Source organism: Ideonella sp. (assembly GCF_036277275.1).
GTDB lineage: Bacteria > Pseudomonadota > Gammaproteobacteria > Burkholderiales > Burkholderiaceae_C > Ideonella.
In genome coordinates this window covers 25697-46826 of record NZ_DASUNH010000165.1, presented here as the reverse complement: position 1 = coordinate 46826, position 21130 = coordinate 25697, and the positions used below count along the sequence as shown (strand labels likewise).

General features: G+C 69.8%; 19 protein-coding genes. 4 read left to right on the top strand and 15 right to left on the bottom strand.

All coding sequences use genetic code 11. From position 1 onward, the window contains the following. Window positions 1-19 precede the first annotated feature (19 nt). Genes VFY73_RS28150 through VFY73_RS28140 form a run of 3 tightly spaced genes read right to left on the bottom strand, consistent with a single transcriptional unit; the run spans window position 20 to window position 4437 of the window. Window positions 20-1198: a hypothetical protein gene (locus VFY73_RS28150; protein ID WP_329724904.1), complete on the bottom strand. Its 1179-nt coding sequence runs from the start codon at window positions 1196-1198 to the stop codon at window positions 20-22. Between the two features lie 45 nt (window positions 1199-1243). Continuing rightward, a complete protein-coding gene (locus VFY73_RS28145; RefSeq protein WP_329724903.1) occupies window positions 1244-2863 on the bottom strand; it encodes an FAD-dependent oxidoreductase in 1620 nt (539 codons plus the stop codon). Continuing rightward, window positions 2860-4437: a polyamine aminopropyltransferase gene (locus tag VFY73_RS28140; RefSeq protein ID WP_329724902.1), complete on the bottom strand. Its 1578-nt coding sequence runs from the start codon at window positions 4435-4437 to the stop codon at window positions 2860-2862. Before VFY73_RS28140 ends, VFY73_RS28145 begins: the two co-directional genes overlap by 4 nt. 28 nt (window positions 4438-4465) lie before the next feature. On the opposite strand from VFY73_RS28140, the gene VFY73_RS28135 reads away from it, so the two are divergent. After that, a complete protein-coding gene (locus VFY73_RS28135) occupies window positions 4466-5446 on the top strand; it encodes a phytanoyl-CoA dioxygenase family protein (protein ID WP_329724901.1) in 981 nt (326 codons plus the stop codon). 22 nt (window positions 5447-5468) lie between these two features. Here VFY73_RS28135 and VFY73_RS28130 read toward each other — a convergent pair whose 3' ends face one another. The 3 genes from VFY73_RS28130 to VFY73_RS28120 form a co-directional block, all read right to left on the bottom strand. Next, window positions 5469-5690, bottom strand: coding sequence for a DUF350 domain-containing protein (locus VFY73_RS28130; RefSeq protein ID WP_329724949.1), 222 nt, complete (start codon window positions 5688-5690; stop codon window positions 5469-5471). Between the two features lie 22 nt (window positions 5691-5712). Beyond that, complete coding sequence (locus tag VFY73_RS28125; RefSeq protein ID WP_329724900.1) at window positions 5713-7407, bottom strand: DUF4178 domain-containing protein; 1695 nt, start codon at window positions 7405-7407, stop codon at window positions 5713-5715. Between the two features lie 125 nt (window positions 7408-7532). Further along, window positions 7533-8588 (bottom strand): SPFH domain-containing protein, encoded by a 1056-nt coding sequence (locus VFY73_RS28120; protein WP_329724899.1) that lies wholly within the window; start codon window positions 8586-8588, stop codon window positions 7533-7535. Window positions 8589-8670: 82 nt separating this feature from the next. On the opposite strand from VFY73_RS28120, the gene VFY73_RS28115 reads away from it, so the two are divergent. Next, window positions 8671-9924: an FAD-dependent monooxygenase gene (locus tag VFY73_RS28115; RefSeq protein ID WP_329724898.1), complete on the top strand. Its 1254-nt coding sequence runs from the start codon at window positions 8671-8673 to the stop codon at window positions 9922-9924. Between the two features lie 28 nt (window positions 9925-9952). Here the strand turns inward: VFY73_RS28115 and VFY73_RS28110 are convergent, their stop codons facing one another. Then, a complete protein-coding gene (locus tag VFY73_RS28110; RefSeq protein WP_329724897.1) occupies window positions 9953-10897 on the bottom strand; it encodes a hypothetical protein in 945 nt (314 codons plus the stop codon). 15 nt (window positions 10898-10912) lie between these two features. Continuing rightward, on the bottom strand, window positions 10913-12193 hold the full coding sequence (locus VFY73_RS28105) for a hypothetical protein (protein WP_329724896.1): 1281 nt from the start codon (window positions 12191-12193) through the stop codon (window positions 10913-10915). A 306-nt stretch (window positions 12194-12499) separates the two neighbouring features. On the opposite strand from VFY73_RS28105, the gene VFY73_RS28100 reads away from it, so the two are divergent. Further along, a complete protein-coding gene (locus tag VFY73_RS28100; protein WP_329724895.1) occupies window positions 12500-12934 on the top strand; it encodes a putative zinc-binding protein in 435 nt (144 codons plus the stop codon). A gap of 215 nt (window positions 12935-13149) precedes the next feature. On the opposite strand, the gene VFY73_RS28095 is transcribed toward VFY73_RS28100, so the two are convergent. From VFY73_RS28095 to VFY73_RS28070, 6 genes are all read right to left on the bottom strand, one after another. Continuing rightward, the gene (locus VFY73_RS28095; protein WP_329724894.1) at window positions 13150-13722 is read right to left on the bottom strand and encodes a GNAT family N-acetyltransferase; all 573 of its coding nucleotides are present in this window, start codon (window positions 13720-13722) and stop codon (window positions 13150-13152) included. A 4-nt stretch (window positions 13723-13726) separates the two neighbouring features. After that, window positions 13727-14965: an ROK family protein gene (locus VFY73_RS28090; protein ID WP_329724893.1), complete on the bottom strand. Its 1239-nt coding sequence runs from the start codon at window positions 14963-14965 to the stop codon at window positions 13727-13729. Beyond that, on the bottom strand, window positions 14955-15410 hold the full coding sequence (locus VFY73_RS28085) for an RbsD/FucU family protein (RefSeq protein ID WP_329724892.1): 456 nt from the start codon (window positions 15408-15410) through the stop codon (window positions 14955-14957). Before VFY73_RS28085 ends, VFY73_RS28090 begins: the two co-directional genes overlap by 11 nt. A 471-nt stretch (window positions 15411-15881) precedes the next feature. After that, window positions 15882-16673, bottom strand: a complete 792-nt coding sequence (locus VFY73_RS28080) for an ATP-binding cassette domain-containing protein (RefSeq protein WP_329724891.1) — start codon at window positions 16671-16673, stop codon at window positions 15882-15884. A 139-nt stretch (window positions 16674-16812) separates the two neighbouring features. Next, a complete protein-coding gene (locus VFY73_RS28075; protein WP_329724890.1) occupies window positions 16813-17772 on the bottom strand; it encodes an ABC transporter permease in 960 nt (319 codons plus the stop codon). A gap of 88 nt (window positions 17773-17860) precedes the next feature. Further along, window positions 17861-18880 carry a sugar ABC transporter substrate-binding protein gene (locus tag VFY73_RS28070; RefSeq protein WP_329724889.1) on the bottom strand — a complete coding sequence of 340 codons (1020 nt, stop codon included), beginning with the start codon at window positions 18878-18880 and terminating at the stop codon, window positions 17861-17863. A 241-nt stretch (window positions 18881-19121) separates the two neighbouring features. Here VFY73_RS28070 and VFY73_RS28065 point away from each other — a divergent pair, with 241 nt between their 5' ends. Then, window positions 19122-20048, top strand: a complete 927-nt coding sequence (locus VFY73_RS28065; protein ID WP_329724888.1) for a carbohydrate kinase — start codon at window positions 19122-19124, stop codon at window positions 20046-20048. 420 nt (window positions 20049-20468) lie between these two features. Here VFY73_RS28065 and VFY73_RS28060 read toward each other — a convergent pair whose 3' ends face one another. Next, complete coding sequence (locus VFY73_RS28060; protein WP_329724887.1) at window positions 20469-21089, bottom strand: hypothetical protein; 621 nt, start codon at window positions 21087-21089, stop codon at window positions 20469-20471. Between the last annotated feature and the right edge of the window lie 41 nt (window positions 21090-21130).

Sequence of the window (21130 nt, the reverse complement as noted above, 5' to 3'; positions counted from 1 at the left end):
AGCCCCGAGCCCGAGCGTGTCATGCCGCGGTGACGGGGGGTGGCAGGGTGTCGGGCCGGGGCGACCAGGCGGGTGTCGCGTCGCGGTGCAGCAGCGCGCAGACCAGGGCCCCGAGGTCGATGCCCAGCGCCTCGTGCGCAGCTTGCGCGCCGGCGTCGCTGCGCCGGGCGCTGGCGACGAAGGCGGCAAACGGGTCCCAGGTCTTGGCCAGTTGCTCGACGATGATCCGCGCCAGGTCGTACGACAGCTTGTTGCCATCGTCCGGCCGCCGGAACGAGGTGCCGGCCCAGAACTGCTGGATCTCGGTGTCGCCCCAGAAGTCCTGGTGCAGGCGGTGCATCTGCTGTGGGGTGTGTTCGGTTCGCTGTGCACCGGTCAACCGGTGTTCGGTGTTGACCGCGATGCCCTCGTCGAGCCACAGCGGCAACTGCAGGTGCGCCAGGGCCGCATGGGTCAGCTCGTGCACGATCACCGGCTCGATGCGCGACAGGTCGTCGCGGCGGGTCACGAAGTGCGGGCAGCCGGCGTCGACGAACATGCCGCCACTGAACGCCGCTTCGCCATCGTCTGCGTCATAGGCCGCCGTGTAGGGGTAGTAGTCGGCCTCGTCGTCGAAAACGACCAGGATGCTCTTGGCGCCGGCAGGCGGCGACGCCAGTGCACCGAGCACCTGGTCGATGCGACGGCGGCTGCGCGCGATGAATGCCGCGGTGGCTTTGAGCACGCCGGGTTCCAGCGTCGACAGCACGAAGGCGTCTTCGGTCTCGTGCAGCGTCGCGTACGGACCCATCGCGTCGCGCAGGTGCATCAGCCAGGCGCGGTGGCACGCGAGCCGGGCGTGTTGCCGTTGCTGCACGTCATTGATGCCGGCCAGCCAGCCCTCGACGAGGGGCCACTCGAGCACCGGCCAGCCGTTGGCGTTGCGCAGGCAGGTGCCCAGCGCCAGCGCGGGCACCTCGGCCGCGTCGACCGTGGCCGGCGCCGGTGCGGCCGGCGGCGGCGGTGGCATCTCGGAATCCACCAACGGGGTGCGGGCGCGCAGCTGGTTGCGGGCGATCAAGGCGCCCATCAGCGGAACGACCCAGATGCCGGCCACGAGCAAGCCCTTGTGGTCGAGTGTCGGCCCGGCGCTCAGCACGCGCTGCGTCATCCAGACATTGAGGCCGACCAGCACCAGCAAGAAAACGACAAAGCCCACGGCAGCGCTCGAAGAAGAGAACGAAGAATCGGAATTGTCGCGGGCCTACGCCGCGGCGCCGATGCCGAGCGTGAATGCCTCTTCGAACACCGAGTAGGCCACGAGGTCGGCGTGGGCGAAACGCAGCCGGCCGTGCGGCGCGCGCAGCGCTGCCAGCGCCGCGTCGCCGCGCGCGCCGGGCACCGGTATGCGCATCGCATGGCCGTAGCGCATCAGGTCGGCCTGCTGCACACGGCGCGGCAGATCGGGGTGAAGCGTGCTGGTGAGCTCGCCGATCACACGTTGGACCCAGTTTGACGCGCTGTCGTTGAGCAAGGCGCCGCGCCGCTGCTCGGGCAGTGCGGAATAGACGGTCAGCACTGTGGCGTCGCGCACCGGGTTCAGCGCCTGGTGGCTTGCGTCGATGTAACCCAGTGCGGTGGTCGTGCCGGCCGGCGCGTAGGCGACGTTGTCCCAGCTCGGCGCTGCGCCGGGTCGCTCGAGCAGCGGCGCCTTCAGGTGCAGGTTGCTGACCAGCCATGGCGCATAACGTGCCCGTGACGCGGCCTCGACCAGCGCCGGTGGCGGGTTGGCCAGCACGCGCGCGGCGACGAACAGCGGCAGGGCGACGATCGCACGCGGTGCGCTCCAGGCCTCGGCCTGTTGCGACTGTTCGTTCCACACCAGCACGCGCACCGCGTGTCGGTCTTCGTCGACCCGCAGCACCGTGCGGCCGGTGTGGATGCGCTCGGCGTTCGGCGCCGCGAGCCGGCGCGCCAGCCAGCCATTGCCCTCGGGCCAGGTGAAGACGGCGCTCTCGCCGGCCTCGCCTGCGCGCTCGTCGTCACCCGGCGCAAGGAAGCCGTGCCGGCTGGCGAAGTAGTGGATGCCGGCCCAGGCGGACACGCTGGCCAGGCCGGCGCCGTAGTCGTCGCGGCAGGCGTAGTCGAGGTAGGCGAGCAGACGTTCGTCGTCGAGGCCCTCGGTTTTCAGCCAGGCGGCGAACGTCTGCGCGTCCAGCGCTGCGTGGCCGCTGGTCCACGGCACGCGGAGTGTCGGCAACGCGAAACCGAGTTCGCGCTGCAACGCCGCTACCTGCCTGGCGAAGCGCCGGTATTGCGCCAGCGTGCCGGGCCGGCCAGTGGCGCTGGGCAGCAGGCCATCCTGCCAGGCGCCGTCGATGAACAGGCGCTCCTGCGGGCTGTGGCACAGATGCCGCTCGTCGGGCACGCTGGTGCGGCGGATCGGATCGAGTCGCAGCAGGTCGACCTCGTGCAGCCACTCGCTGACCTCACGGGTTTGCGGGCCGGGCACCGGCAGGTAGTGGGCACCCAGCGGGCAGGCGAAACCGGCCAGCACATGACCACGGCTGTTGCCGCCGGCGTCGTCTTCGAGCTCCAGCAACTGCGCGTCGTCGACGCCGCCGCGCACCAACGCGCGCAGCGCCGACAACCCGGCAATGCCGCCGCCCAGCACCAACGCGCCGGCGCGGTGCCGGGTGGCCGGCGTCGGCAAGCTGCCGGCTTTGGACGCCGTGCGCAGGCGGTGGCCGCGTTCGTGGCTCGCGCCGACCCAGCGCGCCGCGATCTCGCGCGGGGCGCCGAAACCGTCGCAGCCGGCGAGTCCGGCCGCCACCGGCGCAGCCAGCGCGGCCCGCAGCAGCACACGACGCCCGTTCGGCTTCACTGGTGCACCCGGCCCCATTCTTCTTCGAAGGTGTGCACCAGCACCTGGTTGGACAGGCGGTTCGGCTCGGCTGGCACCCGCGCCATGTCGGGCGGAAAGTCCAGCAGCGCGTCCAAGCCCGGCAGGGTCAGGAAGCGCAAGCCCGGTGGCAACGCGGCGGGCCGCTGCCAGGGCCGGCGGCTGGCGATGATGAAACCCCATTCGCCGAAGCTGGGGATGTGCGCGTGGTACGGCGTGGCCTGCAGGCCCACCGCTTCGACCGTCGTCGCGACCGTCCAGAAACTCTTGCGCGCGATCAGCGGCGAGGTGGTCTGGATCACCGCGTAGCCGCCGGCCGCCAAATGCTGATCGACCAGCGCGTAGAAGCTGGTCGTGTAGAGCTTGCCGATCGCGAAGTTGCTGGGGTCGGGAAAGTCGACGACGATGACGTCGAACATCTCGTCGGGGTGCTGCTCGAGCCAGCCGAAGGCGTCCGCATTGACGACCTTCAGCCGCCGGTCCAGCAGCGCGCGCTGGTTCAAGCCTGTCAGCAGCGGCTGCTGGCTGAACAGCTCGGTCATGCGCGGGTCCAGCTCGACCAGCGTCAACTGCTCGACGCTCGGGTACTTCAGCGCCTCGCGCGCGGCCATGCCGTCGCCACCGCCCAGTACCAGCACCCGCTTGGGCGCGCCGTGAGCGGCCATCGCCGGGTGCACCAGGGCTTCGTGGTAGCGGTACTCGTCGCGCGAGTGGAACTGCAGGTTGCCGTTGAGGAACAGGCGCACGCCGGCCGCGCCGCGGCTGACGACAACGCGCTGGTAGGCGCTGGTTTCGCGAAACAGCACCGCCTCGCCGTAGAAGCGGTCTTCGGCCCAGGTCGTCAGCCGCTCGGCCTGGCCGAACGCACCGGCCAGCACCAGCACCACCGCCGCACAGGCGAACGCGTGGCTGCGAAAACGCGGCAGATCGGCACGGAACATCCACAGCGCCCAGGCTGCCACCGCGGCGTTCAGCAGGCCGAAGAACAGCCCCGTGCGGACCAGCCCCAGGTGCGGCACCAGCAGCAGCGGGAACGCCACCGCGACCACCAGTGCTCCGAGGTAGTCGAAGGTCAGCACCTGCGCGACCAGGTCCTTCAGCCCGTAGCGCTGGCTGAACTGGCGCTTCAGGATGCGCATCACCAGCGGGATCTCCAGCCCGACCAGCGTGCCCACCAGCACGACGCCGCCGTACATCAGGATGCGGAACGGCGCGGCGTTGCCGGCTGGCAGGCTGGCATGGGCGGTGAACAGCGCGGCCGGCATCAACCCGCCGGCCAGGCCGACCAGCAGCTCGATGCGCAGGAACTGGGCGACCAGCTGGCGCTCGATGAAGCGCGACAGCCACGACCCCAGCCCCATTGCCGCGAGGTAGCTGCCGATCACGGTCGAGAACTGCAGCACCGAGTCGCCGAGCAGGTAACTGGCCAACGCCCCGGCGGCCAGCTCATAGACCAGCCCGCAGGCGGCGATGACGAACACCGAGGCCAGCAGCAGCGCTTCGGCCGGCGCCACACGCGGGGCCGGCGCGCCGCTCTCAATCGAGGGGGTTGGCATGCTGCGGTTCGAGGATTAGCGTTGGCGCATGGTGCAGCGGCTCAGCCACCCTTTCGCGGCCGCCCTCCCGTGGGCCCACCTGCACGGCGCGCTGCATCGCTGGCGTCTGCAGCACGTGCACGCCCGGGTCGCGCAGCGCCGCGCCAGCCTGGAACACTGGCTGGACGGTGTCGACGCCGCCACCTTCGAGCGCAACGGCTTCCTGGTCAAGCGCCAGGTGCTGCCCCACGCGCAGTTCGAGGCCTTGTGCGAGCAGGTGCTGAGCCAGCGCAGGCCGGCCCACGAGATGCTGCAAGGCGACACCGTGACGCGCCACATCGCGATCGCGCCGGCGCTGCTGCAGGCGGCACCAGCGCTGGCCACGCTGCTGCGCGGCCGGCTCTGGAACGGGCTGACGCGCTATGTCGCGGCAGCGGACCATGCGCCGGCCGCTTTCGTGCAGACGCTGGTCACCCACGCCCGGCCGATGGTGCGCGACCCGCAGACGCTGCTGCACGCTGACGGCCCGCGGCCGATGATGAAGGCCTGGTTCTTTCTCAATGACGTTGGCGAGGAAGACGCGCCGCTGTGCTACGTGCCCGGCTCGCATCGGCTGACCGCGCCGCGGCTGGATTGGGAAGTGCAGCAGGCCGAAGACGCCACCGCACGTGGCGGGCCCGTCGCGGCGAGCGGCCTGCACCGGATCGACAAGCACGAACTCGGGGCGCTGGGCCTGGGCCACCCGGCGCGGCTGGTGGTGCCGGCCAACACGCTGATCGTGGCCGACACCTTCGGCTTTCACAAACGCGCCCAGGCCAGGCGGCCGACGATGCGGGTGGAGCTGTGGGCCGGCGGCTGGCGCCACCAGGGCGAGCCGGAAGGCCCCGTCCGGCACCTGATGCGGCAACTCGGCTGGGCCAACGGTGGGCCCGATCCCTGGCATGCACGCGGCCCGCTGCCGCCGGGCGTGCTGCCGCACTGGCGGCCGCAGGACGCTGCCTGCGACGACGCGCGGCACGGCGCTTACTGAGCCTGGGTCCGTCAACGCCGCGTCAGCCGTGGATCGCCGCCGAGACGATCATGCCGATGGCGATCGCGGTCGAGCCGACGACGATCGCCAGTGCGATGTTCTTTTTCTCGCAGATCTCGGCCCACAGGTCGTACGGCGTGATCCTGTCGACGATGACGAAGCAGATCCAGAAGATCGCCACGCCCAGCAGCGCGAACAGCAGCGAGCCGAAAAACACCTCGGGCTTGAGCCACTCGATTGCCATCATGGTTGTGCTCCTTGTCCTGTCACTTGTGGCCGCCACCGCCACTCGAATAGCCGCCGAACGAGCCGCCACCGGTGCGGAAGCCGCCGGACGACCGCTGGTTGCGCTGGCATTGCTGGTACTCGGCGCTGGCCTCGCCGAAGGTCGACTTGATGTCGTCGCAGTCGTCGTCGCTGCAACGCGCCATCAGCACCACGACGACGATCACCACCAGCAGGATGATCACGCCTTGGCTCAGGCCGCTGCCGCCGCTGCTCGACTTGGTCAGGCCGGACAGCGGGCTGCTGTCGCGTGACAACGCGGCGCCGGCATCGGGGCCGATGCGGAACGCGGTCGCCACCGCCGACGCGTCGATCGCCTGGCCGAGCGACCACACCACCTCGGTCGGCCAGCGGCCCTGGGCGTCGGGCTTGCCGGCCGCCTGCGAGGTTTCCTCGCGCGACATCTTGGCGCCGCGTGGGCCGTCGTAGTCGGTGACGTCGGCTTCCTCGTCGCGGCGCACGCGCCAGTAGAACTCGCCCTGCACCCAGGTGACCTTGGCGCGGTAGCGGTAGCGCTGCTTGAAGTACTGGTCTTTCCAGTTGGCGCCGCGTGCGCTGACCTGCGGCACGCCGGTCATCGGACGCACCCAGCTCCAGCCATCTTCGGCATCGACGAGGAAGGCGAAGCCGGCCGTGCGGTTGAAGAGCAGGTATTCGCGCCAGAAGGTCTGCTCTTCCTCGTCGTCGTCGGGGCTGGGCAGGTCGCAGCGCTCCATGTAGCCGACGACCTGCCAGTCGATCGGTTCGCCGTCGCCCAGCGCCAGCTTGGCGGTGCGGCCGAGCGGGATCTGCGGCGCCAGCCCACCGGGGCCGGCGTTGTTCTGGGCGTAGTAGCGCAGGTCGACGCCGATGGCGCCGGCGGTGGTCGTCAGATCGACGACTGCCCGGCACTGCGGGCAGCTCATCGACTGCGTGGTCGCCAGCGTCGGCGCCAGTGACGCACCGCAGCTCGGGCACGGCACGGTGCGGCCCTGCAGCGTCTTTTCGCTGTCCTCGCGCAGTCCGCTCAGGCTCAACGACGACAACGCGACCGACTGGCCGACCGACCAGCTCGGTGCCGTCCGGTTCGCATAGTCGAGCGTGCCGACCTCGCCAACGGTGTTGCGCAGGTCGACGACGGTGAACTCGCCCTGCAGCAGCGGCGGCCGCGGCAGCTCGCCCTCGGCCGCCAGCAGCTTGGCTTGCACGACCGACGCGACGCTCCACGCATCGGCGCCGATCAGCCGGCGCTGGCCGGCGTGCATTTCTTGCGCTGCCGGCAGGTCAGGTGGTGCCGGCAGGTCGAAGGCCAGCACGTAGGCGCCGTTGTCCTCGCTCAGCCAGGCCGATCTGGGCGCGCCATCGGCACCGGCGGCATCGAACAGCACATGCCATTCGTTCCAGGTGCCATCGGCGTAGGCGTATTGCAGCCGGCCGACGAGTGTGAACGGCACGCCCTGGTGCTTGCCGCGTGCGCCCAGCTGCAGCGGGGAGTGGTCGTCGAACAGCTCGGCCGAGACGCCGATGCGGCGCAGCGTGTCGCCATCGCGCAGCACGGTCGAGCGACAGAAGCTGCAGACTGCGCTGGCCGACGCTGCCGAGGCGAACTCGACCGGCGCGCCGCAGCCCGGGCACGCGGCCCGCCAAGCCCGCTGCGCGCGTGGCGGCGGGCCGGGTGGTGGTGGTTCAGTGGCCAAGCGTCAGACGAGAGTTCTGGGCACAAGCTCGCCCGCATCAAGGGATTTGCGCGGATCCGGCTTTGCCGGTCCGCTGCAACTGCCCCCTCGGGCAGCGACCGGAAGGGAGCGTTGTGGCTGCACGCTCAGATGAGTTTCTTCAGCAGCTCGGCCTTCTTGGCGTTGAACTCGTCTTCGGTCAGGATGCCCTTGCCCTTCAGGTCGGCGAGCTTCTCGATCGTCGCCATCACCTCGTCGGGGCGGATCGCTGCCGGCGCTGCCGCTGCACCGGCCGGCGCCGTCTGCGCGGAACCGGCGTTCAGGCCCTGGCCGATCTGATTGGCCAGCATCTGGCCCATCGCCATGCCGGCGCCCAGGCCCATCGCGTCGCCGGCGATGCCACCCCCGCCACCGCCTTGGCCGACGCCCTGCGCCATCGCGGGAATGGCCTGCGCGGTCTGGTACTGCATGAATTGGCCCATGTTGTTGCCGACCATGCCCATGCCGATTTTCTGGTCGAGGATCTTCTGCAGCTCCTCGGGCAGCGACACGTTCTGCAGCTGCACGCTCTCGAGCCTGAGGCCGATCGCTTCGAACGATGGCGCGGTGGCTTCCTTCAGCTGGCTGGCGAACTCGATTTGGTTGGCCGCCAGGTCGAGGAACGGGATGCCGCTGGCCGCGACCGCGTCGCTGATGTGCTGCAGCATCATGCCGCGCAGCTGGCCGTCGAGGTCTTCGACGGTGTAGCGGTCGCGTGTGCCCGAAATCTCGGTGTGGAACAGCTTCGGGTCGGCCACGCGGTAGGCGTAGTTGCCGAACGCGCGCAGCCGCACCGCGCCGAAGTCCTTGTCGCGGATGGTCACCGGCTGCGCGGTGCCCCAGCGCTGGTCGACCTGTTGGCGGGTCGAGAAGAAGTAGACGTCGCTCTTGAACGGGCTCTGGAACAGCTTGTCCCAGTTCTTCAAGTAGGTCAGCACCGGCAGCGTCTGCGTCGTCAGCTTGTACATGCCGGGGCCGAACACATCGGCCACGCGGCCTTCGTTGACGAACACCGCCATCTGGCTTTCGCGTACCGTCAGCGAGCCGCCATACTGGATTTCGTTGCCGGCCATCGGGTAGCGCCACGCCAGTGTGCCGTCGCCGCTCTCGGTCCACTCCAGAACGTCGATGAACTGTTTCTTGATGAAATCCATCAGGCCCATGGCAGGCTTCCCCCAAATGTGGCCGGCACGTGCCGACGCGGCGAATAATACGCGCCACCTTGTCCAATGAACGGGTCGCGCCATGCCGAACGACGCCGCTGCCGTCAACCTTCTTCATGAAAACACCGCGCTTGCGTCGGCCCCGCTGCGCCTGGCGGTCGTCGGCGCTGGGCCCGTCGGTCTGACGCTGGCGTTGTTCGCCGCGCGGCTGTGGCCCGCGGCCGACATCACGCTGTTCGACGCCCGCCCGCCCGGGCAGGATGTGTCCGGTGACCCGCGCACGCTGGCGCTGAGCCAGGGCAGCGTGCAGCTGCTGCAGCGGCTGGACGTCTGGCCGGCCGCGCAGGCGCAGGGGATCACGCAGGTCCATGTGTCGCAGGCGCCGCCGACATTGACCGGGCTGCCGATCAAGCCCGAGCTGGTCATCAATGCCTTCGACGAGGGCGTGCCGCAGCTCGGCGCGGTGCTGCGCTACGGCCAGGTGGTGGCACCGTTGCAGCGCGCCTGGGAGGCCGAGTGCGCGGCGGCGCCGGCACGCTGCCACTTTCGTCTCGGCACGCCGGTGTCGGCGCTGAAGCCGTTGACGGACAAGCGGGTCGAGATCGACGCCGGCATCGCCGAGGTGTTCGACCTGGCGGTGGTGGCCGAAGGCGGTGTCTTCGCCGATCAGACACGCAAGAGCCTGACCCACGACTACGAGCAGACGGCATGGGTCGGTAACGTGCAGCTGGACAACGGTGCGGCGCCCGGCATGGCCTTCGAACGCTTCACCCGCCACGGCCCGGTGGCGTTGCTGCCGCTGAAGGCCGAGCCGGGCGACGCGCCGACGCGCCGGCGTGCGGCGCTGGTGTGGTGCGTGCCGCGTGACGACGACCCGGTCGCGCCTTTGAACGACCATCAGCGCATGACCGTGCTGGCCACGCTGCTGCCCGAGGCCGCAGGCACGCTGCGTGAGGTCGGGCCGCTGAAGTCGTTTGCGCTGGGCCTGAATGCCGAGCGCACGCTGGTCGACGGCCGCCAGGTGCGCATCGGCAATGCCGCGCAGACGCTGCACCCGGTCGCCGGACAGGGGCTGAACCTGGGCCTGCGCGACGCCTTCACGCTGGTGCAGACGCTGCGTGATGCCGCGAACCTGGACAGTGCGCTGCGTCGCGTCGAATGGTCACGCGCACCCGACCGCTGGAGCATGATCGCCGCGACCGATTTCCTCGCCCGCAGCTTCACCTGGCACTTGCCCGGGCTGGCGGCGGCGCGCGGGCTCGGCATTGCCGCGCTGCAGGCGCTGCCGCCGGTCAAGTCGGCGCTGGCGCGGCAGATGATGTTCGGCCGGCGCTGAGCCGGCTGCCGCTGCAGCCCCGCCGGGGTTATCGGTCCGAGGCCGCTGAGAAGGCGGCCAGCGGCAAGCTCAGGCTGCGTGGCTTGGCCCGGCCGCCGCCGGCGTGGACCGACAGCTCCACCGCATCGGCCGCGTGGCGCAGCGACACCGCTTCGGTCGGCACCGCGGCACAGCCGCGCGGGGTGGCTCGGACAGGCAGGCACAGTGCCTCGGGTGAGGCGATCGGGTGGGATCTGGCCAGCGGCGAAGCGTTGGGCGTGAACAGCAGCACCTGGGCTGCGCTGCCCTGCGCATCGACGACGGCGAAGCGTGTACTGTCGGCGGACCACGCCAGCGGCGACAGCCGATGGTGGGCTCGCGCTGCCGGCACGCCGGTGTTCGGCCGGGGGCCGGCGGCAAGGTCGGCCGGCCAGGCCGCCAGGCCCACGTCACGCGATGCCGAACCGTTGGGAGCCAGCGCCGGCCGGTTGGCCTGTGGCGACTCGGCGGTGCGGTAGAAACGGTACTGGCTCTCTTCGCCCTGCACACCGTGCGAAGGGTAGAAGCGCTCGAAGGCGATCAGGCTGCCGTCGGGTGAGATTGACGGGGCATAAGCCCAGAACTGGTCGATCACCTGTGCCTGGCGCCAGTCGACCACCAGCACCAGGCTGGCCAGCGCGCTGTTCATCCAGCCGGTGACGACCAGCCGGTCGCCATGGCGCCGCAGCGCGGTGACCTGCTGCAGTTCATCGGGCAGGGCCAGCGAGCGGGCCGGAGTGCCGGCCGCTTCGAGCCTGAGCAAGACGGCATCGCCGTCGCGCCGTGTGCTGGCGCGCAGCTCGGTGTCGTCCAGTTGCAATGGCGCGGCCTGGGCGGGCTGGAACAGCCCCGCGGCGACGCGCAGCGTGCCGGGGGCGGCTTGGGCCGTCGGGACACCGGCAAAGGCCGCCGCCAGGGCCAGCACGAGCCCGGTCCGGAATGGGGTACGCAGCATGATGGCTCCCTTGCGTTAGTTGCGGATCGACCAGTAGTTGCCCAGGTCGCCGACGCCGTTGGACGTGCAGGCCTGCGCGCTGGAATAGTGGTCGATGTGGCCTTCGGTGCCGTTGAAATCGCCGCTGCAGGCCGGGCAGGTGTCGTGGCGCACCCGGCCGCCGAAGTGCGTGTTGTCGGTGGCCACCAGCTCGATCGGCCCGCTGCAGGGCACGCCGTAGTGGCGCGCGGTGGCCAACGACGAGTCGGCCACCAGCGGCACATTGCAGGCACCGCGGACGTCTGCCACCTGCAGGTACGAGTTGTCCTCGGTCGCGCCGGGCGGGAAACGGCCGGCGCACGAGGTGGCCAGCGTGGTCGCCGCGCCGGCCTTCAACGTCCCGTGGCTGATCGAGATGCCGGTGCCGTTCAGGTTGACCTGGCGCGCGAAGCGACTGCGCAGCGTCGTCGCGGTGAAGTTGCAGGCCGTCAGCGAATCGACCACGAAGACGTTCGAGGTCGTGGCGCCGCACTCGGACTCGTACGGTGAGTTGTATTGCGAATAGCGCACCACGCCGAGCACGTTCCAGTTGCGCGCCGGCTTGTGCTTGGTCGTCAGCGGCGTCGGACTGAGGTTCCAGGTCACCGTCAGCTTGTTGTAGACCGACTTGCGCAGCGCCGGCCGGTCGATGCGCACGGTGGCACTGCCGGGGCCAAAGCTGGTGGCGGTGGTCTGCGGCGCGGCCGAGACCGGCGTGCCGCTGAAGGTGGCCGTCACGGTGCCTGTCGAGCCGGTCGGGCCGAACAGGTTCAGCACCACGTCGCCGGTGTTGGCCAGGTCGACCGACTGCACCTCGACGTGCGCCCGGGTGATGTCGAAATGCTCGGGCTGGGTGAAGCTGGGGGAGGCCCAGGTCGCGTCGAACGCGTCGGTCAGGTTCTTCTCGTCGGCGTCGGTCCAGGTGTAGACGATGAAATTGAACGGGAACTGCACACCCGGGCAGTCGCCGTTGGACAGCGGACGCATCACGATCTCGGTCGAGGTCGTGCCGCGGGTCGGCGGCGTGTTGACCGTCCAGGTGCCGGAGACGCCGGTGCACTCGATGCGGTTGTATTCGACCCAGCCAAGCAGCCGGGTGGCGGTGTTGGGCATCACCGTGGCCGTGCGGTTGGCCTGCGCGCCAGGCGTGGTTGTGCTGGAGACGGCGGCCACGCAACGGCTGCCATCGGCGCTGCATTGCGCAAAGACGTTGGGGGACCAGGCCAGTCCGCTGCCGATGAGCAGGCACGACAAAACCCGGGCGTATGACATCGCCATGGTTGCTCCTCCCTAGACACCGTCGCCGCATGCGACAGCGAGCCCTCGTTGTAGCGGGACGCGCACCTAACGCCCAAGATTGTTTACTTGTTGTCACGATTGTTGCGAAATGATGAGGGCATAACGGGTTACATGCCCGGCTGGCAATTCCGTCAGCACAGGCCGGCATTGACGCAACACAAGGTCCGCGGACATGGCCTGCATCGGAGGCGGCACATCTTTGATACTGCTGCCAGCCGCTGGCGGCGCCGGGCTCGGAGGTTTCAGAGCAACCGCCGGACCGCCGCACCACCCCTCTGCCCCTTCATGGACAAGACACCCGTGAACCCGCAGGACCAGGCCGCCCGGCCGCTGGTCTATTCATGCTCGGGCTGTTCGAGCGCCGCCCAGCTGACGAACCACCTCGCGCTGCGCCTGGACCGCGCCGGCGTGGCGGAGATGTCGTGCATCGCCGGAGTCGGCGGCGGGGTGCCCAGCCTGGTACGGCGGGCCCAGGCGGCCGCGGCCTCAGGCCGGGCGGTGGTCGCGATCGATGGTTGCGCGCTGGCCTGCGCGAAGGCCTCGCTGCTCAGCCGCAACGTCGCGCCGACGTTGCACGTCCAGCTCGCCGAGTGCGGCGTGCGCAAGAAATATCGCGCCGACTTCGACGCGGCCCAGGCGGACGAGATCTTCACGCGCCTTGAAGCGCAGCTGCGGGCGCTGTCGGTGCCGCGGCCTGTGGCGTCGCCGACAGGCGCCTGACCGCCTGCACGAAGCGGCCGTGCTTGGCCGAGCGGGCAGCGGCCGCCCGCTGCGCTCGATCTCGAGAAACAGCGGCAACGCTGAATCGCCGGGGATGCCAAAGAGCTCGGTGGCGCCGCGGCGCATCAGCGCGTCGAGCAGCCGTTCGGTGAGGTTCTTGGCCACGGCGGTCCGATCGTGTCGAGCATGTTCTTCAGGATCGCGCGGGTGACATGTCAGGCCGGACGCAATGCCCGCCAGGCGGGCGCCGACAGCTTGAACAGGCAATGCGGTCGCAGCGCATGGCCTTCAGGCACACCGGGGTGCTCGAACACCTCGCCGGTGTCGACGAGGCCGATGCGACGCATCAACGCCTGCGAGCGAGCGTTGCTCAACGCGGTCATCGAGACGATCTCGTCGAGCCCGAGGCGCTCGAAACCGACCGCCAACGCGGCGCGCGCGGCTTCGCTGGCGAAGCCGTGGCCCCAGTGCGCATGGGCCAGGCGCCAGCCGACCTCGACGCAGGGCGAGAAGTGGAACTGGCGTTGCGGGATCGACAGGCCGGTGAAACCGATGAACTCGCCACTGTCACGCCGCTCGACCGCCCAGTTGCCCCAGCCGCGGGTGGCAAAGGCCTTGATGCAGGCGTCGACGCTGGCGTCGCTGCGTTCGCGCGGGATCAGTGCGGGGAAGTGCTCCATTACCCGCGGGTCGGCGTTCAGCGCGGCGAAGGGCTCGCGGTCCTCGGCGCGCCACAAGCGCAGGCGCAGCCGGGGTGTCTCGAGCTCGATCGGGTCGATGTCGGCCATGGGATCAGGACTCTGCCACCTTGAGGAACAGGTCGCGGTCGGGGGCGAAGTTCGCGTACAGCGGTAACAGGCCGCCGCCGATCGCACGCGCATCGGAGCCGATCGTGCCGGGCATCAGCTCGGGTCGCACCACGCCCTCCCAACTGTAGAGCGACAGCGCGCGGTCGACCTCCTTCAGCAGCGCGGCCAGCAGCGGGCGGGCCATGTTGCCGTCGATGATCACGCCGTCCAGGTCGAGCAGGCAGGCCGCACTGTTGGTGGCCAGCGCGATGGCGGTCGCGGCTTCGTGCAACCAGGCGTTGGTGTGCGGCAGCCAGGGCGCCTCGAGCGCCCGCTCGTCGCCGCTGGCGGCCGTCTCCAGGCCGGCGCCGCGGTAGCGCGCTTCCAGCGTCAGCAGCGAGGCCACGCTCAGCAGCTGCGGTGGCGGCGCGCTGCTGCCCGCACCGGCCAGGCCCAGCGGCAGCGAGCCGATCGCGCCGGCGTTGCCGTGCAGGCCGGCGCGCAGGTGGCTGTCGATCACCAGGCCACCGCCGATGAAGGTGTCGACGAAGACATACAGAAAACTCTTGACGCTGCGCCCGCGGCCGGCGACCAGCTCGGCCACGCAGGCGGCGGCGGTGTCTTTCAGCTGGGCGACCCCGAGCCCGGTCTGGCGCTCGACCTCGGCGCGCAGGTCGGTCTGGGCCCACGCCTCGGCCAGGGCCTGAGGAAAGCCGAGCAGCGACTGCCAGCCGCCCATGGACAGTGGTGCCGCGATGCCGATGCCCTGCAGGCGCTCGCGGCCCGCGTCGCCGAGGCGTCGCGTCAGGCCCTGCACGCGCAGCACGATCTCGGCCAGCACCAGCGCCGGGTCGGGGAAGTCGTAGTCGCGGGTCGAGCGTTCGCGCACCCGGCCCTCGAAATCGACCAACAGCACATCGAGGTTGCGCCGGCCGACCTTGACGCCGATCGAGTAGGCCCCGTCTGGGTTCAGCGCCAGCGGCACCGAGGGCTGGCCGACCTTGCCGCGCTGCGGCGTGCCCTTGAGCAGCAGGCCGTCGTCGAGCAGGCTCTTGGTGATCAGCGAAACGGCCTGCGCGGTCAGGTGTGTCAGCCGCGCCAGCTCGGCGCTGGGCAGCGCCCCGTGCAGACGAATGGCCTGCAGGATCACCCGCTCGTTGTACTGACGCAGCCCTCCCTGGCTCGAGCCTCGGGGGCGCAGCCGGGTGGTCTCAGCATCAGGGGTGGGGCCGTCAGGGGACAAGGGCTTCTCCGATCACGCCCTTCTTGAACAGGAAATTTCCATAGGGCTGCAACTCGCCGGTCAGCACGATGGCTTGCGCGGCGCGGACCCGATCGTAGAACGCAAAACGCTCGGTGGCCTCGCACTGGCCGGGCTTTGCATGGCCGGCCTCGTCGAGCCAGGCGAGCATGCGGCGCTGCAGTGCGCTCAGCGTGCCGGGCGGGTATTCGCTGACCTGCATGAAGGCGACCGGCTGTGCCACCGCCGCGTCGAGCGGCAGCAGCGACAACACCGCCTGGCTGGCGCGCTCGACGCCGGCGCCGGGCAGCTGCAGCACCGGCTTGCCGCGCCCGAGCGAGGCGGCGGTGAAGTTCGCGTCGGCGATGACGATCTCGTCGCCATGGCCCATCTCGGCCAGCACCTTCAGCAGCGCGGGCGTCAGCAGCGGATCGAGTCCCTTCAGCATGTCAGTGGTTCCGTGGTGTTTGGCGAAGCTTCGGAGGGCACTGGTCGTGGCGGCAGGGCGGCGGCGGTGCCCCCGTTCTCCGGCCCACGCTCGCGGGGCACCGTCGCACTAGGCGATGGGCAGCTGCGTCAACACCGTGGTGCCCTGGTGCGCTGGTGGCGACCGCGAATGGGGCCTGCGCCCGGAGGCACCACCACCACCCAGCAGGCACCGCCGGTGGCAGGGCCCGCCTAGGCAAGCCGTGGCGTGTCCTTGGTGGGTGGCTCGGGGGTGCGGGAACAGGCCCCATTCGCGGTTGCGCCAACACAGGCCCGCGCCAACGGTTCCGACCGAGAGACCGCGGCGCGCCAAAGGCGGTGCCCCGCGAGCGTGGGCCGGAGAACGCTTCCCCGGGCCACCCGCCACGCGCCAACCCTCGCAGGTGGAAACACGGCAACGAGTTGGCAGCAGACCGGCGTTGACGGTTCATGTTCAAGCCAAGCACTCCGCCGGGATCTGCTCCGGTGCCATCGCACCGGTCATCACCGCGACCGTGTCGCTCATGCTGATCTTCTTCGGATTCAGCACCGCGGCGCGCTTGCCCAACCGCGCGACGTGGATGCGGTCGGCGATCTCGAACACGTGCGGCATGTTGTGCGAGATCAGGATCACCGGCAGGCCCTTGTCGCGCACGCGGCGGATCAGCTCCAGCACCATGTTGCCCTCCTTGACGCCCAGCGCTGCGGTGGGTTCATCAAGAATCACCACGTGCTCGGCAAAGGCCGCTGCGCGCGCCACTGCCACGCACTGGCGCTGACCGCCTGACAAGGTCTCGACCGCCTGCGTCATCGAGCGGATGCCGACCTTCAGGTCTGCCATCCGCGCGACTGCCGTCTCGAGCATCTTCTTCTTGTCCAGCATGCGCAGCACATTGCCGAGGAAACCTTCGCGCCGCATCTCGCGGCCGAGGAACAGGTTCTCGGTGATCGTCATCGCCGGGGCCACCGCCAGGTCCTGGTAGCAACACTCGATGCCGGCGCGCCGCGCGTCCATCGGGTTCTTGAAGCGGATCGGTTTGCCGTCGAGCTGGATCTCGCCTTCGTCGGGGATCGTCGCGCCCGACAGCGCCTTGATCAGGCTCGACTTGCCGGCGCCGTTGTCGCCGATCACCGCCAGGATCTCACCGGCGCGCAGCTCGAAGTCAGCGCCGTCGAGTGCGGTGACCTGGCCGTAGCGCTTGACCAGGCCCTTGGCCTGCATCACGAGGTTCGCCGAGTTGTTCATTCTTGGACCTCCATGGATGCCGGACCTAACCGGCGAATTGCACCAACCGAACCAAGGGTTTGCGTGGATCCGGCTTTGCCGGTCCGCTGCAAAAGCCCCCTCGGGGGGCAGCGACCGGAAGGGAGCGTGGGGGTCGCATTCAGCGGGACGCTTTGCGCGAGAGTTGATCGACCGTGACTGCCAGGATCACCAGGATGCCGGTGACCAGCACCTGGTAGACCGACGACACGCCCATCAGCGTCAGGCCGTTGCGCAATACGCCGACCACCACCGCGCCGGCCAGCGAGCCGAGGATCACGCCGCGGCCACCGAAGAGGCTCGTGCCACCCAGCACGACCGCGGTGATCGCGTCCAGGTTTTCGGTCTGGCCGGCGTTCGGGTCGCCGACCCCCGTGCGGGCCACAGCGAGCAGAGAAGCGATGCCGTAGAACACGCCAGCCAGCACATAGACGCCGAGCAGCACCCGCTCGGTCGGGATGCCGACCAGCCGCGTCGCTTCGGGGTTGTTGCCGACCGCGTAGACGTGGCGGCCGGCACCTGTTTCGCGCAGCCAGAACCAGGCGCCCAGGTACAGCGCGATCATCAGCAGCACGCCGAACGACACGTTGGCGCTGCCCAGCGGGAAGGTGTTGCCGAGCCAGGTCATCGACTCGGGCAGCTCGGTCACCGTCTGCGCGCCCGAGTACAGCTGGGTGATCGCGAAGGCGATGTTGAAGGTGCCGAGCGTGACGATGAACGGCGGCAGCTTGATGCGCGTGACGAGCAGCCCGTTGAGCAGCCCGAACAGCGCGGTGACGCCGATGCCGGCCAGCACCGCGATCGGCACCGGCAGCCCCATGTCGGCCACCAGCTTGGTCATCACGATGCTGCCCAGCGCCATCACCATGCCGCACGAGAGGTCGATGCCGGCGGTCAGGATGATCAGCGTCTGGCCGATCGCGATCACGCCGACGACCATCACCTGCTGCAGGATCAGCGACAGGTTGTCGCCGCTGAAGAAGTGGTCGGTCGTGATCGAGAAGAAGACGCAGGCAATCAGCAGCGCGATGAAGGGGCCGAGCTGGCTGATCGGCGGGAGTTTGCTCTTCGAGGTGTCCATGCGGCGGGCGTCCTGGGCGGAGTGACAGCGTGGCTCACAGGGCCGGCGATCGGCCCGGTGCATTCGTCAACGGCTCAATGCCGTGAACTCACTTTTTGCCCCAGCACAAGTCCGTCCCAGTTTTCACGTCCTTGCTCTCGACGCCAGCCACCGCAGTCGCAGCGATCAGTGTCACGCCGGTGTCGGTGTAGCCGCTGACCTTCTTGCCGGTCTTCGCGTAGTCGACACCGGCCTCGACGCCCATCGCCGCCATCTTCAGCGGGTACTGCTGCGAGGTCGCGGCGATCACGCCCTTGCCGACGTTGGCCACGCCTTCGCAGCCGCCGTCGACCGAGACGATGACCACGCCCTTCTCTTTGCCGGCCTTCTTCAACGCGTTGTAGGCACCCGCCGCGGCAGGCTCGTTGATCGTGTAGACCACGGTCACGTCCGGCGCCTTCTGCAGGCAGTTCTCCATCGCCGTCTGGCCCTTCGCGCGGTCGCCGAAGCTGTCGGCCATGCAGACGATCGCGGCGTCCTTGCCGAGCTCGTTGGTCTTCGCGTCCGGCGCCGGCAGGCCGAAGCCTTTGAGGAAGCCGTTGTGGCGCTGCGCGCCGACCGGGTGGCCGGGGAACAGGTCGAGCATCACGATCTTGGCCGGCTTGGCGCCCAAGGCGGCCTTGGCGTACTGGCCGATCAGCACGCCGGCCTTGTAGTTGTCGGTCGCGAACAGCGCATCGGTGCCGTCGGCCGGGTCGGTCGGGCTGTCCAGCGCGATCACCATCACGCCCTTGTCGCGTGCCTTCTTGATCGCCGGCAGGATCGCCTTCGAATCGCTGGGCGTGATCAGGATCGTCTTCGCACCGCCGGCGATCATGTTTTCCATCGCGGTCACCTGACCGGCGTTGTCGCCGTCGGTCTTGCCGGCACCGGTCAGCAGCTTCGCGCCCTTGGCTTTCGCGGCCTCGGCCGCGCCTTCCTTCATTTTCACGAAGAACGGGTTGGTCTCGGTCTTCGTGATCAGGCCGATCACCGGCTCGCCGGCGGCCTCGGCGGCGAAGGCGGACGCATACAAGGCTGCTGCCAGGGCAGCCAGGCACGTGGCGGTCGGAGCGGGGTAGCGGGTCATGCGGTTGTCTCCTGCGGGCTGTTCGGTGTGGGGCGTGGGGCGGGAATGGCACTGATCGTCTCAGCGCGTGGGTGCATCGTATTAAATAAATCAAGTGGATTGATTAATGGAAAACCCCAGGCCCCATGCCCCGACCGGCGGGGCATGCTGGCGACCGCCAACGCAGCGGCTCGGCACCGCCATGGGCGGGTGACCCGCGCGGCTGCGGTCGATTGTTCAGATTCAATAAGGAAGCACTCACATGTTCGTTGTCTGCGGTGAAGCCTTGTTCGACGTGTTCGCCGCCGGCGACACGCCGAGTGGCATGGCACTCGATGGCCGGATCGGTGGCTCACCGTTCAACGTGGCGCTGGGGCTGGCCCGGCTGGCGCAGCCGGTGGCCTTTTTCGGCGGCATCTCGCAAGGCTTTCTCGGCGCGCGGCTGATGCGGGCGCTGCAAGACGAAGGCATCGCCACCGGCCTGGTGCAGCGTCTGGACGCGCCGACGACCTTGGGCCTGGTCGGGCTGGATGCGCGCGGTGTGCCCTCGTACAGCTTCTATGGTGAGGGTGGCGCCGACCGCGTCGTGCCGGTGGCCGCGGCCGATGCCGTGCCCGACACGACCCGCGCGATCCACTTCGGCTCGTACGCGATGGTGGTCGAGCCGGTCGCGTCGACCCAGCGCGCCCTGGCCGAGCGGCTGCACCAACGCTGCGTCGTCGCGTACGACCCGAACGTGCGCACCAACGTCGAACCGGCCCTGGGCCGCTGGCGCGAGACGATCGATTGGATGGCGGCGCGCACCCACCTGTTGAAAGTCAGCGACGAGGACCTGGCGCTGCTGTACCCCGGCGTGCAGCACGCCGAGCTGGCCGCGCGCTGGCGGGCTGCGGGCGTTGCGGCGGTGGTGGTCACGCTCGGTGGCGAGGGCGCGCGCGCCTACCTGCAGGACGGCGAACTGCCGATTGCGCCTGTGCCCACGACGGTGGTCGACACGGTTGGCGCCGGTGACACCTTCCAGGCCGCGATGCTGACCGGGTTGGCCGAGCGTGATGCCCTGAACCCGGCGGCTTTGAAGGTACTGCCGAGTGCGTTCTGGGCCGAGGTGCTGGGCTTTGCGGCGCGCGCTGCGGCGATCACCTGCGGTCGGCGCGGAGCTGACCTACCGCGGCGTGCGGAACTGTCTTGACGCGCCTGAGAAGGGCATTGCCCTCAGCCTGCCGAGGTCGTGGCGGCAGGGTGGTGGCGGTGCCCCCGTTCTCCGGCCCACGCTCGCGGGGCACCGTCGAGCCAAGCGATGCACAGCCGCGTCAACACCGTGGTGCCTTGGTGCGGTGGTGGCAGCCGCGAATGGGGCCTGCGCCCGGGGGCACCACCACCACCCTGCAGGCACCACCGGTGGCAGTGCACGCCCAAGCACGCCGCGGCGTGTCCTTGGTGGGTGGCTCGGGGGTGCGGGCGCAGGCCCCATTCGCGGTCGCCACGACGCAGGCAAGCACCCACGATGCAGATCGAGATACCGGCGCACGCCGAACACATTGCCCCGCGAGCGTGGGCCGGAGAACGCGCCCCCGGGCCGCCCACCACGTGCCGCGCTTCGCAGGCAGACTCAAAAAACCTTGGCGCTACCGGCCGCGTCGACCAGGCGCTGCAGCAAAGCCTCGATCTGCACCCGCGTGTCACCCGACGGCGGCGAGCCGGAGCGTGCGGTCCACAGCAGCAGGCCGTTGCCGACGTCGCTGACGCGTGTATCGGCGGCATAGACCGTGTTGGCCGTCGTGCCGCCGACAGGCACTGACACGCCCAGCCCGACCGACGTGCTGCGGCCGAAGCTGAAGCCGCCGAAGCCGATCGACAAGCCCGAACCCGACGAATTGCTGGCGTAGTTGGCCTCTGGCCCGACGCTGGCGACCCACACCGCGCGTGCACCGGCGGCGCGCGCCTCGGGCAGGTAGCGGCTGTCGTCGCGCGCCTGGGTGGCGGGCGGCGGCGCGGTGTCCGGCCGCAGCACGGGCGTCAGGCCGCGGGTGCGCAACTCGGCCGCCAGCTTGTCCAGGCAGATGCGGCCCAGCACTTCTTCCGGCGCCTCGCAGACGACCAGCACCTTGGCGCCTTGCAGCGGCGTGTTGGCCAGCTGCGGCGATGACCATTGCGCATCGACCGTGCGCGTGGCGCAAGCGGCCAACCCGGCCACGCTCGCGACGGTGGTGATCAACAGAAAGCGGTTCATGATCTCGACTCCAGCAAAGCACGTTCCTGCGGATGCAGGAG

What these genes read in the sequence shown, in the direction of transcription:
- VFY73_RS28140 (WP_329724902.1), bottom strand. Translation starts at nt 4,437, where the DNA reads ATGCCAACCCCCTCGATTGAGAGCGGCGCGCCGGCCCCGCGTGTGGCG.
- VFY73_RS28135 (WP_329724901.1), top strand. Translation starts at nt 4,466, where the DNA reads ATGGTGCAGCGGCTCAGCCACCCTTTCGCGGCCGCCCTCCCGTGGGCC.
- VFY73_RS28130 (WP_329724949.1), bottom strand. Translation starts at nt 5,690, where the DNA reads ATGGCAATCGAGTGGCTCAAGCCCGAGGTGTTTTTCGGCTCGCTGCTG.
- VFY73_RS28120 (WP_329724899.1), bottom strand. Translation starts at nt 8,588, where the DNA reads ATGGGCCTGATGGATTTCATCAAGAAACAGTTCATCGACGTTCTGGAG.
- VFY73_RS28115 (WP_329724898.1), top strand. Translation starts at nt 8,671, where the DNA reads ATGCCGAACGACGCCGCTGCCGTCAACCTTCTTCATGAAAACACCGCG.
- VFY73_RS28110 (WP_329724897.1), bottom strand. Translation starts at nt 10,897, where the DNA reads ATGCTGCGTACCCCATTCCGGACCGGGCTCGTGCTGGCCCTGGCGGCG.
- VFY73_RS28105 (WP_329724896.1), bottom strand. Translation starts at nt 12,193, where the DNA reads ATGGCGATGTCATACGCCCGGGTTTTGTCGTGCCTGCTCATCGGCAGC.
- VFY73_RS28100 (WP_329724895.1), top strand. Translation starts at nt 12,500, where the DNA reads ATGGACAAGACACCCGTGAACCCGCAGGACCAGGCCGCCCGGCCGCTG.
- VFY73_RS28095 (WP_329724894.1), bottom strand. Translation starts at nt 13,722, where the DNA reads ATGGCCGACATCGACCCGATCGAGCTCGAGACACCCCGGCTGCGCCTG.
- VFY73_RS28085 (WP_329724892.1), bottom strand. Translation starts at nt 15,410, where the DNA reads ATGCTGAAGGGACTCGATCCGCTGCTGACGCCCGCGCTGCTGAAGGTG.
- VFY73_RS28080 (WP_329724891.1), bottom strand. Translation starts at nt 16,673, where the DNA reads ATGAACAACTCGGCGAACCTCGTGATGCAGGCCAAGGGCCTGGTCAAG.
- VFY73_RS28075 (WP_329724890.1), bottom strand. Translation starts at nt 17,772, where the DNA reads ATGGACACCTCGAAGAGCAAACTCCCGCCGATCAGCCAGCTCGGCCCC.
- VFY73_RS28070 (WP_329724889.1), bottom strand. Translation starts at nt 18,880, where the DNA reads ATGACCCGCTACCCCGCTCCGACCGCCACGTGCCTGGCTGCCCTGGCA.
- VFY73_RS28065 (WP_329724888.1), top strand. Translation starts at nt 19,122, where the DNA reads ATGTTCGTTGTCTGCGGTGAAGCCTTGTTCGACGTGTTCGCCGCCGGC.
- VFY73_RS28060 (WP_329724887.1), bottom strand. Translation starts at nt 21,089, where the DNA reads ATGAACCGCTTTCTGTTGATCACCACCGTCGCGAGCGTGGCCGGGTTG.